Source organism: Pseudomonas fluorescens Q2-87, from assembly GCF_000281895.1.
GTDB classification, from domain to species: Bacteria; Pseudomonadota; Gammaproteobacteria; order Pseudomonadales; family Pseudomonadaceae; genus Aquipseudomonas; species Aquipseudomonas fluorescens_S.
Genome location: NZ_CM001558.1, coordinates 5,937,157 through 5,951,170 on the forward strand (window position 1 = coordinate 5,937,157; position 14,014 = coordinate 5,951,170).

At 59.8% G+C, this 14,014-nt stretch carries 10 protein-coding genes; 7 read left to right on the plus strand and 3 right to left on the minus strand.

Annotation, left to right across the window (positions count from 1 at the left end):
• Nucleotides 1-243 precede the first annotated feature (243 nt).
• Nucleotides 244-2,694, minus strand: a complete 2,451-nt coding sequence (locus tag PFLQ2_RS01750; protein WP_003186723.1) for a glycogen/starch/alpha-glucan phosphorylase — start codon at nt 2,692-2,694, stop codon at nt 244-246.
• A 254-nt stretch (nt 2,695-2,948) separates the two neighbouring features.
• Here PFLQ2_RS01750 and PFLQ2_RS01745 point away from each other — a divergent pair, with 254 nt between their 5' ends.
• Nucleotides 2,949-3,386, plus strand: a complete 438-nt coding sequence (locus tag PFLQ2_RS01745; protein ID WP_003196865.1) for a YkgJ family cysteine cluster protein — start codon at nt 2,949-2,951, stop codon at nt 3,384-3,386.
• A 228-nt stretch (nt 3,387-3,614) separates the two neighbouring features.
• On the opposite strand, the gene typA is transcribed toward PFLQ2_RS01745, so the two are convergent.
• Both typA and thiI read right to left on the minus strand, forming a co-directional pair.
• Complete coding sequence (gene typA, locus PFLQ2_RS01740) at nt 3,615-5,435, minus strand: translational GTPase TypA (RefSeq protein ID WP_003186725.1); 1,821 nt, start codon at nt 5,433-5,435, stop codon at nt 3,615-3,617.
• A 139-nt stretch (nt 5,436-5,574) separates the two neighbouring features.
• Nucleotides 5,575-7,029 carry a tRNA uracil 4-sulfurtransferase ThiI gene (gene thiI, locus PFLQ2_RS01735; RefSeq protein WP_003186726.1) on the minus strand — a complete coding sequence of 485 codons (1,455 nt, stop codon included), beginning with the start codon at nt 7,027-7,029 and terminating at the stop codon, nt 5,575-5,577.
• A 328-nt stretch (nt 7,030-7,357) separates the two neighbouring features.
• On the opposite strand from thiI, the gene glnA reads away from it, so the two are divergent.
• The 6 genes from glnA to ntrC all read left to right on the plus strand — a co-directional run bounded on the left by glnA (nt 7,358) and on the right by ntrC (nt 13,540).
• Nucleotides 7,358-8,764 (plus strand): glutamate--ammonia ligase, encoded by a 1,407-nt coding sequence (gene glnA / locus PFLQ2_RS01730; RefSeq protein ID WP_003186728.1) that lies wholly within the window; start codon nt 7,358-7,360, stop codon nt 8,762-8,764.
• A 120-nt stretch (nt 8,765-8,884) separates the two neighbouring features.
• Nucleotides 8,885-9,442, plus strand: coding sequence for a chorismate mutase (locus tag PFLQ2_RS01725; RefSeq protein WP_003186729.1), 558 nt, complete (start codon nt 8,885-8,887; stop codon nt 9,440-9,442).
• 190 nt (nt 9,443-9,632) lie between these two features.
• Nucleotides 9,633-10,148 carry a DUF4124 domain-containing protein gene (locus tag PFLQ2_RS01720; protein ID WP_003186730.1) on the plus strand — a complete coding sequence of 172 codons (516 nt, stop codon included), beginning with the start codon at nt 9,633-9,635 and terminating at the stop codon, nt 10,146-10,148.
• Complete coding sequence (locus PFLQ2_RS01715) at nt 10,145-10,768, plus strand: DUF4124 domain-containing protein (protein ID WP_003186731.1); 624 nt, start codon at nt 10,145-10,147, stop codon at nt 10,766-10,768. Before PFLQ2_RS01720 ends, PFLQ2_RS01715 begins: the two co-directional genes overlap by 4 nt.
• Nucleotides 10,769-11,021: 253 nt before the next feature.
• Complete coding sequence (glnL, locus tag PFLQ2_RS01710; protein WP_003186732.1) at nt 11,022-12,107, plus strand: nitrogen regulation protein NR(II); 1,086 nt, start codon at nt 11,022-11,024, stop codon at nt 12,105-12,107.
• Nucleotides 12,104-13,540, plus strand: coding sequence for a nitrogen regulation protein NR(I) (gene ntrC / locus PFLQ2_RS01705; protein WP_003186733.1), 1,437 nt, complete (start codon nt 12,104-12,106; stop codon nt 13,538-13,540). The genes glnL and ntrC overlap by 4 nt, the downstream gene beginning before the upstream one ends.
• The last annotated feature ends 474 nt before the right edge of the window (nt 13,541-14,014 follow it).

The following is a 14,014-nucleotide window of genomic DNA, read 5'->3' on the forward strand; positions in this document are numbered from 1 at the left end:
GTGCCTGGCTCAGCTTAGTGGAAGAGCACAACCCTTGTGGGAGCGGGCTTGCTCGCGAATACGGTGTGTCAATCGCCGAAACTTTAAATGACACATCGCATTCGCGGGCAAGCCCGCTCCCACATTTGGTTTATTGACTTCTCCAGTACTGAGTCCGGCCACACCCCCCGGCGAAACTGGCGCTTAGTATATCGACGAAGCCCAACCGCCGTTGGGCTTCGCTCACATTTCTTGCAGCAAAGGCTACTCCAGGGCCTTCCAGATGTCGGTGGCGTATTCACGAATGGTCCGGTCCGAAGAGAACCAGCCCATGCGCGCAGTGTTGAGCACCGCCGAACGCCACCATTGCTTGGAGTCGTGCCAGCGCTCTTCGACCTTGGCCTGGGCGCTCCAGTACGAGTCGAAGTCGGCGCAAACCAGGAACCGGTCATAGTCCACCAGCGAGTCCACCAGCCCGGTATAGCGCATCGGATCGTCCGGCGAAAACACACCGCCGCGGATCGCTTGCAAGACGTCGCTCAAGCGATGGGAGGCGGCGATGTCCGGTGCGGCGCTGAATTCACCGTTGCGCTTGCGGGCCTCGACCTGCTCGGCGGTCAGGCCGAAGATGAACATGTGCTCACCGCCTACCCGATCGTGCATCTCGACGTTGGCGCCGTCCATGGTGCCGATGGTCAGCGCACCGTTGAGGCCGAACTTCATGTTGCTGGTACCCGACGCTTCGAAACCAGCGGTGGAGATCTGCTCCGACAAGTCCGCTGCCGGGATGATGCTCTCGGCCAGGCTGACGTTGTAGTTGGGCAGGAACACCACTTTGAGCAAGCCACGCACGGTCGGGTCGTTGTTCACCACGCGGGCGATGTCGTTGGTCAGCTTGATGATCAGCTTGGCCTGGTGATAGCTGGCAGCGGCCTTGCCGGCGAAGATCTTCACCCGCGGCACCCAGTCCACTTCCGGCTCGGCGCGAATCGCCTGGTACAGCGCCACGGTGTGCAACAGGTTGAGCAGTTGGCGTTTGTATTCGTGGATCCGCTTGACCTGTACGTCGAACATCGCCGCCGGGTTCACCGCGATGCCCAGACGCTCATGAATCAGGTAGGCCAGGGCTTTCTTGCTGTGCAGCCGCTGTTCGGCGAACTGTTTGCGGAACGCCGGTTTGTCGGCGAACGGCTCCAGCTCGATCAGGCGCTCCTCGGGGTTGTCGAGCACGCTCGGGCCGAGGGCATCGACCATCATTGACGTCAGTTCGGCGTTGGCCTGGAACAACCAGCGGCGGAAGGTGATGCCGTTGGTCTTGTTGTTGATCCGCTCCGGATAGAGTTTGTGCAGCTCGGAGAACACCGTGCTGCGCATCAGTTGGGTGTGCAGCCCGGACACACCGTTGACGCTGTGGGAGCCGAGGAACGCCAGGTTACCCATACGCACCCGACGCCCGTTGTCTTCTTCGATCAGCGACACCGAGCGCAGCACGTCGAAATCATGCACGCCCTTGGCCCGCAGCGAATCGATGTGCTGGGCGTTGATCAGGTAAATGATCTGCATGTGCCGGGGCAACATGCGCTCCATCAATCCTACCGGCCAGGTTTCCAGCGCTTCGGGCAGCAGCGTGTGGTTGGTGTAGGACAGCGTGTCCTGGGTGATCTGCCAGGCGGCGTCCCACGCCACGTCGTAGACGTCCACCAATTGACGCATCAGCTCGGCCACGGCAATCGACGGGTGCGTGTCGTTGAGCTGGATTGCTGCGTGGTCGCCCAGGGTCAGCACCGAGGTGTGCATGTTGCGATGGCGGCGCAGCAGGTCTTGCAACGAGGCGGCGACGAAGAAATATTCCTGGCGCAGGCGCAGTTCCTGGCCAGCTTCGGTGCTGTCGGCCGGGTATAGCACGCGGGAAATACTTTCGGCACGAGCCACTTCGGCCACCGCGCCCAAGTGGTCGCCGGCGTTGAATCGCTCCAGGTGCAAGTCTTCCACGGCCCGGGCACGCCACAAGCGCAGGGTGTTGACGCTGGCACCACGCCAGCCCACCACTGGGGTGTCATAGGCAATGGCCCGCACGGTTTCGGCCGGGGACCAGACTTGCCGGGTCTTGCCGGCCTCGTCGGTCACGGTTTCGACGCTACCGCCAAAGCCGATCGGGTAGACCACCTCCGGCCGCTCGAACTCCCACGGGTTGCCGAAGTCCAGCCAATGCTCGGTTTGTTCCTGCTGCCAGCCGTCGACGATGGCCTGGCGGAACAAGCCATGCTCGTAACGAATGCCGTAGCCATGGCCGGCGATACCCAGGGTGGACATGCTCTCCATGAAGCACGCCGCCAAGCGGCCGAGGCCGCCGTTGCCCAACGCCGCATCCGGCTCCAGCAGGCGAATGCGCTCCAGGTCCACGCCCAGCTCGGTCAAGGCTTCGCGGGCGGTGTCCAGCAGGCCGAGGTTGCTCAGGCTGTCATAGAGCAGGCGCCCGATAAGAAATTCCAGGGAAAGGTAATACACCCGCTTCTGACCCTTGCGATAGATTTGTCGCGTGTGATCCATCCAGTGTTCGACCATGTGGTCGCGGGCGGCGAGAGCAATGGCTTCGAACCAATCGTGATCAAACGCATGATCGGGGTCCTTGCCGACGGCATAAGTGAGTTTGGTCAACACGGCGTCGCGAAATGCCGCAACTTCAGCTTCGCGAACAAGTGGTTCTTGAGTCATTGGTGAGACCTCGAACGAGCATGGAATTGTCTGAGCCTAGTCGGTCTGACAGACGGTACAGCCTCTTGGTTCGGTGGATTTGCACAGGTAACGGGGAATCGCCGCCAGGCAATTGCCGCTTGAGCGAATGAATGCAGGGGCCGTGCCGCTCCCGCAGGATTTTGCCGTAACAAGAAAAAAACCGGCGGAAGGTCGTTCAAAATTTCACCAGTCCCGGTATGATCGCGCGCCCTGATGCACGCTGGTACACCTTGATGATGAAGCCCAACCTGATCGCCGCCGCGGAGATCGACCGACTCGATACCTGGGCCAAGTACTCCGCCCCGATGTGCGGTTCCTGCGTGTCGAGCTGCTGCACGCTGCCGGTGGAGGTCAAGATCAAGGACCTGATCCGGATCGGCATCGTCGATGAGTTCGAACTGGGCGACCCGCCAAAGAACATCGCCAAGCGCCTGCAAAAGGAAGGCATCGTCGAGCGCTATAACCAGAAGTCGGAAATCTTCACCCTCCAGCGCATGAGCAACAATGACTGCCTTTATCTGGACCGCAAGAGCCGGCTGTGCACCATTTACGAGAAGCGCCCGGACACCTGCCGCAATCACCCACGGGTGGGGCCACGGCCGGGGTATTGCGCGTACAAGCCCAAGGAAGTGGAGCGCGAGCGTAATCCGCGGACGCTGGACAAGTTCTAATCTGTTGCTTATTTTTTTTAGCGCCTAATCCATCGCCTTCGCGAGCAAGCCCGCTCCCACAGTTGGTTGATGCCGGATACAAAATCTGTGTCCGCTGAAGATCCACTGTGGGAGCGGGCTTGCTCGCGAAGGGGCCCTGACAAGCACCGCACAAATTCCAGGCATAAAAAAACGCCCCCGATCTCACGACCGGGGGCGTTTTTTTTCAAGCGTTAACTAAGTCGAAACTCAGTTGCCGCTTTTCTTGGCAGCGCGGGTACGCTCGCTTTCGCCCAGGATCTTCTTGCGAAGACGGATGGACTTCGGCGTCACTTCGCACAGTTCGTCTTCCTGCACGAACTCCAGCGCCTGCTCCAGGGTGAACTTGACCGGCGGAACCAGGGCGATGGTTTCGTCCTTGCCCGAAGCACGCATGTTGTCGAGCTTCTTGCCTTTGGTCGGGTTCACGCCCAGGTCGTTGTCGCGGCTGTTGAGGCCGACGATCTGACCTTCGTAGATGTCCTGGCCGTGTTCAACGAACAGCTTGCCACGGGCTTGCAGGGTTTCCAGCGAGTAGGTCAGTGCCTTGCCGGTCGCAACCGATACCAGCACGCCGTTCTGACGGCCGGACATGTCGCCGGACTTCATCACGTCGTAACGATCGAAGATCGAAGTCAGGATGCCGCCACCGGAGGTCAGGGTCAGGAACTCGTTACGGAAACCGATCAGGCCACGGGCCGGGATGTTGTACTCAAGGCGCACACGGCCCTTGCCATCCGGAACCATGTTGGTCAGGTCGCCTTTACGCAGGCCCATTTGCTCCATGATCGCGCCCTGGGATTCTTCCGGCAGGTCGATGGTCACGTTTTCGTACGGTTCGTGCTTGACGCCGTCGACCATGCGGATGATCACTTCAGGACGGCCAACGCCCATTTCGAAGCCTTCGCGACGCATGGTTTCGATCAGTACCGAGAGGTGCAGCTCACCACGGCCGGAAACCTTGAACTTGTCGGCCGAGTCGCCTTCTTCAACGCGCAGGGCAACGTTGTAGAGCAGCTCCTTGTCCAGACGCTCCTTGATGTTACGGCTGGTCACGAACTTGCCTTCTTTACCGCAGAATGGCGAGTCGTTGACCTGGAAAGTCATGGAAACGGTTGGCTCGTCAACGGTCAACGGCTTCATCGCTTCGACGTTCAGTGGGTCGCACAGGGTGTCAGAGATGAACAGTTGCTCGAAGCCGCTGATGCAGACGATGTCGCCGGCCGCTGCTTCTTCAACGTCGATACGGTGCAGGCCGTGGTGACCCATCAGCTTGAGGATACGACCGTTGCGCTTCTTGCCGTCGGCGTCGATAGCCACCACCGGGGTGTTCGGCTTGATGCGACCACGGGCGATACGGCCAACGCCGATCACACCCAGGAAGCTGTTGTAGTCCAGTGCCGAGATTTGCATCTGGAACGGGCCGTCACGGTCGACTTTCGGTGCTGGTACGTCGTCGACGATCGACTGGTACAGCGGGGTCATGTCTTCAGCCATGGCGGTGTGGTCCAGACCGGCAATACCGTTCAGGGCCGAGGCGTAGACGACTTTGAAGTCCAGCTGTTCTTCGGTGGCACCCAGGTTGTCGAACAGGTCGAAGATCTGGTCCAGAACCCAGTCCGGACGTGCGCCTGGACGGTCAACCTTGTTGATGACCACGATCGGACGCAGGCCGGCTTCGAAAGCCTTCTTGGTCACGAAACGGGTTTGCGGCATAGGGCCGTCCTGGGCGTCGACCAGCAGCAGCACGGAGTCGACCATCGACATCACGCGCTCTACTTCACCACCGAAGTCGGCGTGGCCCGGGGTGTCCACGATGTTGATGTGGTAGCCGTTCCAGTTGATGGCGGTGTTTTTCGCCAGGATGGTAATACCACGCTCTTTTTCCTGGTCGTTAGAGTCCATCACGCGCTCGTCGTTGAGCTCGTTGCGCTCCAGGGTGCCGGATTGACGCAAGAGTTTGTCTACCAGGGTGGTCTTACCATGGTCAACGTGAGCAATGATGGCGATGTTGCGTAGATTTTCGATCACTTGTGTATCTCGATCAGAGGATTCGGTGTGCTGACAAGTCTTGGCAGCGATTAACAGTAGCGTCCGCGAAAGCCGTTACAGCTTCACGGCGGCGTCGGGGGGCCGGTGACGCAGGCCACAGGCAAACAGCCCCGGGCACTTAGCTCGGTCGATAAACGCGCACATTGGCATGCCCCTCACTGAGCAAATGGTGGGCATGCAGGCGACTCATCACGCCTTTGTCGCAATACAACAGGTACTGGCGAGTAGGGTCCAGTTCCTTGAAACGCGCGTTCACTGCATAGAACGGCATCGTTTGTACCTCGATGCCAGCGATGCTCAGCGGGTCGTCTTCAGCGTCGTCCGGGTGACGGATGTCGATAATGATCTGACCGGCCAGCGCCTCGCTGACTTCTTCAATTTGTATGTCCTGGCCCAATTCGTCGATGACCCGATCGATCGGCACCAGCCTGGCGTTTTCGAGCGCACGCTCGAGCACCGCCATGTCGAACTCTTTCTCTTCGTGCTCCACCCGCCCGCGCTTGGCTGCCGTCTTCGGGTTGACCGAGATGACGCCGCAGTACTCGGGCATGTGCCTGGCGAAATCGGCAGTGCCGATTTCAATGGCCGTGTCGATGATGTCCTGCTTGTGGCTGGCGATCAGTGGACGCAAGACCAACTTCTCGGTCACGCAGTCGATCACCGACAGGTTCGGCAACGTCTGGCTCGACACCTGGGAGATCGCCTCGCCGGTCACCAGCGCATCGATCTGCAGGCGGTCGGCGATTCGCGAAGCGGCGCGCAACATCATACGCTTCAAAATGACGCCCATATGACTGTTATCGACTTTGCCGAGAATCTCGCCCAGGACTTCTTCGAATGGCACACTCACAAATAACACGCGTTGGGAGCTGCCGTACTTCTTCCAGATGAAGTGCGCCACTTCCATCACGCCCAGTTCATGGGCGCGCCCGCCGAGGTTGAAGAAGCAGAAATGGCTCATCAACCCGCGCCGCATGATCTGATAGGCCGCCACGGTGGAGTCGAAGCCGCCGGACATCAGCACCAGGGTCTGCTCCAGCGAACCCAGCGGATATCCGCCGATGCTGTCGTGCTGGCTGTGAATCACGAACAGCCGCTGGTCGCGGATTTCGATGCGAACTTCGATTTCCGGGTCTTTCAGCGAAATACCGGCGGCGCCGCACTGTCGGCGCAACTGGCTGCCGACGTACTTCTCCACGTCCATCGAACTGAACGGGTGTTTGCCGGCACGCTTGCAACGCACCGAAAAAATCTTGCCGGCCAGGGCGTCACCATAATGCAGCATGCATTTGGCGAGAATGTCATCGAAATCCCCCAGCGGATATTCATCGACCTGCAGGAAATGCGCGATACCCGGCATGCAGCTCAGGCGCTCGGTCATTTCCTTCAGGATCTTCGGCTCGCTGACGAGGGTTTCCAGCTCGAGGTTGTCCCACACGCCGTTCACCACCACAGCCGGGTCCAGGTCTCGGAGCACGGCACGGATGTTCTTGGCCAACTGGCGGATGAAACGCATCCGTACCGGGCGGCTCTTGATGGTGATCTCGGGGAAGACTTTTACGATTAGTTTCATGAAAACAGCGCGCGAACGGCCAGCCGAAAAAGGGGGGCGCGGATTATAGCGGAAATTGCTCAAGGTTTAACCAGTTTCTGTACAGACGGTTTTGCACGCACCAAAACAGGTCACTAATGCCGAAGCACGCCACATTGCAGTGCGTAATTGTTCGACAATCCCGGTTTTCGCCCTTCAAAAGCGTGGATTTGGTGCAAAAAACCCATGCTGGGGCACTGGCATGCAAATTGCTCCCTTGTGAGGCAGGTTGCCTTGGCAGAGTATTCGCGCCGGCATCACCCATATCTAAGGGCACTCCACTACCCGCCCGAAGCCACCCGGAGGACATATGTCGAAGTCGGTTCAACTCATCAAAGATCATGACGTCAAGTGGATTGATCTGCGCTTCACTGACACCAAAGGTACTCAACATCACGTGACCATGCCGGCCCGTGATGCGCTGGACGACGAATTCTTTGAAATCGGCAAAATGTTCGACGGCTCCTCCATCTCCGGCTGGAAAGGCATCGAAGCTTCCGACATGATCCTGATGCCGGACGACGAAACCGCGGTCCTGGACCCGTTCACCGAAGAGCCGACCCTGATCCTGGTCTGCGACATCATCGAACCTTCGACCATGCAAGGCTATGACCGCGACCCACGCGCCATCGCCCACCGTGCCGAGGAATACCTGAAGTCCACCGGTATCGGCGACACCGCTTTCTTCGGCCCGGAGCCTGAGTTCTTCATCTTCGACGAAGTGAAATTCAAGTCCGATATTTCCGGCTCGATGTTCAAGATTTTCTCCGAGCAAGGTTCGTGGATGTCCGACCAGGACGTGGAAGGCGGCAACAAAGGCCACCGTCCAGGCGTGAAAGGCGGCTACTTCCCAGTTCCACCGTTCGACCACGACCACGAAATCCGTACCTCCATGTGCAACGCACTGGAAGAGATGGGCCAGACTGTCGAAGTTCACCACCACGAAGTGGCAACTGCCGGCCAGAACGAAATCGGCGTGAAATTCAACACGCTGGTCAAGAAGGCTGACGAAGTCCAGACCCTGAAGTACTGCGTACACAACGTTGCCGATGCATACGGTCGTACCGCAACCTTCATGCCTAAGCCTCTGTACGGCGACAACGGTTCGGGCATGCACGTCCACATGTCGATTTCCAAAGACGGCAAGAACACCTTCGCCGGCGAAGGCTATGCCGGTCTGTCGGACACCGCCCTGTACTTCATCGGCGGTATCATCAAGCACGGTAAGGCCCTGAACGGCTTCACCAACCCGTCGACCAACTCCTACAAGCGTCTGGTACCAGGTTTCGAAGCTCCGGTCATGCTGGCCTACTCGGCTCGCAACCGTTCCGCCTCGATCCGTATTCCTTACGTGAACAGCCCTAAGGCACGCCGTATCGAAGCGCGCTTCCCGGATCCGGCTGCCAACCCATACCTGGCCTTCGCTGCACTGATGATGGCCGGCCTGGACGGTATCCAGAACAAGATCCACCCTGGCGATGCTGCCGACAAAAACCTGTATGACCTGCCGCCTGAAGAGGCCAAGGAAATTCCACAGGTGTGTGGCAGCCTGAAAGAAGCCCTGGAAGAGCTGGACAAGGGCCGTGCGTTCCTGACCAAGGGCGGCGTATTCAGCGATGACTTCATCGACGCTTACATCGCACTGAAAAGCGAAGAAGAAATCAAGGTTCGTACCTTCGTACACCCACTGGAATACGAGCTGTACTACAGCTGCTGATCCGGTAGCGTCGCAACACGCGGCGTGAATAAAGAGAGGCCTCCTTCGGGAGGCCTTTTTTATGGGTGCAGGTTACGTGCATGATGGCTAGTCGCTCCCCCATCGAAGACGAGACTGCCCATGACTTTGCGCTTCAAACTCGGCCTTGCGCTCTGCGCCACGCTGTCGGCCGCCACCGCCCAAGCCTCCCCAGCCCCCGCCGACCTGACTCCGCTGCTTAACGCCATCGGCGAACGCCTGGCCATCGCCGATCAAGTGGCGCTGAGCAAATGGGACAGCCATAAACCGGTGGAAGATCGTCAGCGCGAGCGTGAGGTCATTGCCGCCGCCGTCGCCCAGGCGCCGAACTACAAGCTGAGCGGCGAAACGGTGGAAGCGTTTTTCAGCGCCCAGATAGAAGCGAACAAATTGGTGCAATACATCAACTTGTCCGACTGGAGCCTGGAAGGAAAGGCCCCGGACCTTCCGCGTCCGGACTTGGTGAAAGAGATTCGGCCGAAACTCGACCTGTTGCAAAAACGCCTGTTGCAGCAACTGGCCGACTTCGCCCCCTACCGCACCGACCCACAATGCCCGCAGTGGCTGGCCCAGGCCACCCACCATAACAAGCAGCACCCCGTGCACCGGCTCGCGCTTATCCGGGCGACCGCAGAGCTGTGCATCGCGCCAAAAGCCTGAGCCAAGCGACGCATATCCCGTGTGGGAGCGGGCTTGCTCGCGAAGGGGCCAGTACCGCCAACATCCAAGTGACTGACACACCGCTTTCGCGAGCAAGCCCGCTCCCACAGAGGTTGCGCGCAACAACTTGGGCCAATGCCCCTCCCTGACCTATGCTGAAACCCAACACTTTTAGTTTTCGGTCAATTTTATGGGTCGTGGTTTTACAGCATTGTTGCTGCTGTTGGCGCTGCCTGCCGGCGCGCAGATCTACAAGTACACCGACGCCGACGGCAACACCGCCTACAGTAACCAACCTCCCCAGGGCGTACCGGCCCAGGCGGTGGAACTGCCGCCGCTCAACAGCATTGAGCGCCAGGCTCCCGCCGGACCGGGCGCTCCGCCAGCCCCTGCGGACAGGGACGAGCCGGGCAACGCCTACGAGACACTGGAACTGACGGACATCCCCACCGACGAGGCGCTACGCGCCAACAACGGCACCTTCACCGTAGGTGTCCGGACCCGACCGCGCCTGCAAAGCCCTCACCAATTCCGGCTGCTCCTGGACGGGCAACCCTACGGCCAGCCGACCAATGTCCCACGCCTGCAACTGGTGAATGTCGATCGGGGCGAGCACAGCCTGGCGGTCCAAGTCATAGATGGGGATAACCTCGTGCAACAGAGCGAGACCGTTATGTTCACCGTCCAACGGGTGCACCAGCCATGATTCGCTGGCTGTTAGCGCTGGCGCTGTCGCTGGCCGCGCTGCCTGGGGTGGCGCAGGTCTATACCTACATCGACGCCCAGGGCAATCGCGTCTTCACCGACCAGCCGCGCCCCAGCAATGCGAAAAAAATACAACTTTCACCCGGCAACCGAATGCCGACGCCGCGCACCAGCACAAACTCGGCACCCACCGCCCAAGCCCAACCCGAGCCGCTGTTTCATTACGAAATGCTCCGGCTATTGATTCCAGAGCCGGACGCGACGATACGCAGCACCGAAGGACAGCTGATTGTCACGGCAATCAGCGAACCCAGCCTGAAGAAAGGCCACCGCTATCGCCTGCTGCTCGACGGCCAGCCGACCGGCGCGCCGGGGCCGAGCCCGGTATTTGCCCTGAGCAATGTCGACCGGGGCACTCATCATCTGGCGGTGGAAATCCTCGATGAGCAAGACCGCATCGTCGAACGTACCGCCAACCAGCCGTTTCACATGCAGCGCATGTCCCTGGCGCAAAAGCGCCGCGTCAAACCCTGCGCCTTGGCCGATTACGGCCAGCGCCCGGAATGCCCCCTCGCCGAAAAACCTGAAGAAGAAAAAAGCAGCATCCTGCCCTTCTTTTAAGACCGTTCAGGTTGGCGCACTATATTGGTGCACCTAATCGCACCCTTCCCAGTTTACCCACCCATTTTGGTTCGAAAATACCCGTAAAAACTGGCAAAACGCCACGCAAACGGGCGAATAACGCCTTTTTGAGGCTCTAAACGCTTCTTTTCGGAGCCTTGGTTTGGTTTTTGCATTTTCCTCGCATCAGCGCATTAATCGCGCGCGCAATTGGGGATCCGTCCCCCGTTGTTACGCTCCAAAAGAGGTCCTGATGACCATTAGCGACGCACTACACCGCTTGCTACTCGACAATCTCACCACCGCGACCATCCTGCTCGATGCCGAACTGCGCCTCGAGTACATGAACCCGGCGGCGGAGATGCTCCTGGCCGTCAGCGGCCAGCGCAGCCACGGACAGTTCATCAGCGAGTTGTTCACCGAATCCGCCGAAGCGCTCAATTCCTTGCGCCAGGCCGTTGAACAGGCCCATCCGTTCACCAAGCGCGAAGCGATGTTGACCGCCCTGACCGGTCAGACCCTGACCGTGGACTATGCGGTCACGCCGATCCTGAACAACGGCGCAACCTTGCTGCTACTGGAGGTTCATCCGCGTGATCGCCTGCTGCGTATCACCAAGGAAGAAGCCCAGTTATCCAAGCAGGAAACCAGCAAGATGCTGGTGCGTGGCCTGGCCCACGAGATCAAGAACCCCCTTGGCGGGATTCGCGGTGCAGCGCAACTGTTGGCCCGCGAGCTGCCGGAAGAGAGCCTCAAGGACTACACCAACGTCATCATCGAGGAAGCCGACCGCTTGCGAAACCTGGTGGATCGCATGCTCGGTTCGAACAAGCTGCCGTCGCTGGCGATGTGCAATGTCCATGAAGTGCTGGAGCGCGTCGGCAGCCTGGTGGAAGCGGAAAGCCAGGGTTGCATCACCCTGGTGCGCGACTATGACCCGAGCATTCCAGACGTGCTGATCGACCGCGAGCAAATGATCCAGGCCGTGCTGAACATCGTGCGCAACGCGATGCAAGCCATCAGCAGCCAGAACGAGCTGCGCCTGGGCCGCATCAGCCTGCGCACCCGCGCCATGCGCCAATTCACTATCGGCCATGTGCGCCATCGCTTGGTGACCAAGATCGAGATCATCGACAACGGCCCGGGCATCCCTGCCGAGCTGCAGGAAACCATTTTCTTTCCCATGGTCAGTGGCCGCCCGGACGGTACCGGGCTCGGCCTTGCCATTACCCAGAACATCATCAGTCAGCACCAGGGCTTGATCGAATGTGAAAGCCACCCCGGCCACACCACTTTCTCGATCTTCCTGCCACTGGAACAAGGAGCCACATCGACATGAGCCGTAGTGAAACCGTGTGGATCGTCGATGACGACCGTTCAATCCGATGGGTCTTGGAAAAAGCCTTGCAACAGGAAGGCATGACCACCCAGAGCTTCGACAGCGCCGATGGGGTGATGAGTCGCCTGGCCCGTCAGCAGCCCGACGTCATCATCTCTGACATCCGCATGCCTGGCGCCAGCGGCCTGGACCTGCTCGCGCGGATTCGCGAACAGCATCCGCGTTTGCCGGTGATCATCATGACCGCCCATTCCGACCTGGACAGTGCCGTGGCGTCGTACCAGGGCGGCGCCTTCGAATACCTGCCCAAGCCGTTCGATGTCGATGAGGCGGTCTCGCTGGTCAAGCGCGCCAACCAGCACGCCCAGGAACAACAGGGTCTGGAGGAAGTGCCCGCCCTGGCCCGCACCCCGGAAATCATCGGCGAAGCGCCGGCGATGCAGGAAGTGTTTCGCGCCATCGGCCGCCTGAGTCATTCCAACATCACCGTGCTGATCAACGGCGAGTCAGGCACCGGTAAGGAATTGGTGGCCCATGCGCTGCACCGCCACAGCCCACGGGCGGCATCGCCGTTCATTGCGCTGAACATGGCGGCGATTCCCAAGGATCTGATGGAGTCCGAGCTGTTCGGTCACGAAAAAGGCGCGTTCACCGGCGCGGCCAATCTGCGGCGCGGGCGTTTTGAACAGGCCGACGGCGGCACGTTGTTCCTTGATGAAATCGGCGACATGCCGGCCGACACCCAGACCCGCTTGCTGCGCGTGCTGGCGGACGGCGAGTTTTACCGCGTGGGCGGGCATACACCGGTCAAGGTCGACGTGCGCATCATCGCGGCAACCCACCAGAATCTGGAAACCCTGGTTCACGCCGGCAAGTTCCGTGAAGACTTGTTCCACCGCCTTAACGTGATCCGCATCCATATCCCGCGCCTGGCGGACCGTCGCGAAGACATCCCGACCCTGGCCCGTCACTTCCTCAGCCGCGCGGCCCAGGAACTGGCGGTAGAGCCCAAGCTGCTCAAGAGCGAAACCGAGGAATACCTCAAGAACCTGCCGTGGCCGGGCAACGTGCGTCAGCTGGAAAACACCTGCCGCTGGATCACGGTGATGGCTTCGGGTCGTGAAGTGCACATCAGCGACCTGCCGCCGGAGTTGTTGAGCCTGCCCCAGGATTCGGCACCGGTGACCAACTGGGAACAAGCCCTGCGCCAGTGGGCCGACCAAGCCTTGGCCCGCGGTCAATCGAGCCTGCTCGACAGCGCCGTGCCGAGTTTCGAGCGGATCATGATCGAAACCGCCCTCAAGCACACCGCCGGCCGCCGCCGCGACGCCGCCGTGTTGCTGGGCTGGGGCCGCAATACCTTGACTCGCAAGATCAAGGAATTGGGGATGAAGGTTGATGGTGGGGATGATGACGACAGCGAAGAGGGCTGAGCAGCCTTTGGCTCCTCGCCCCTTGTGGGAGCGGGCTTGCTCGCGAAAACGGTGTATCAGACAAATTGGTGTCGACTGACCCACCGCATTCGCGAGCAAGCCCGCTCCCACATTGGATCTTCATGCACCGCATCAATGCACTGCGAACCGCAATTGCGCATGCACAATGAGCTAAAACCAATCGACCTAGTTCGAAAATAACCGCACAAATAAAAACAAAAGCCCCGTAATACGGGGCTTTTCGCACTGTCGGCGGATATTTTGTGACAAACCATTAAAAACTGGCACGCCCCCTGCAATAACTCAATCACTACCCAGTTTCGGGGACCTTGGTACAGGCAGGCCGGGGATTCCCCATTTTATACCGGGCTCATCGAGCCCACTGTTTTGGGGGCCTTGATACAGGCAGGTCAAGGTTTCCCTTCTTTACACCCAGGGCAGCGCCAGCCGCACGCCCTCCCGTTTTGGGGACCT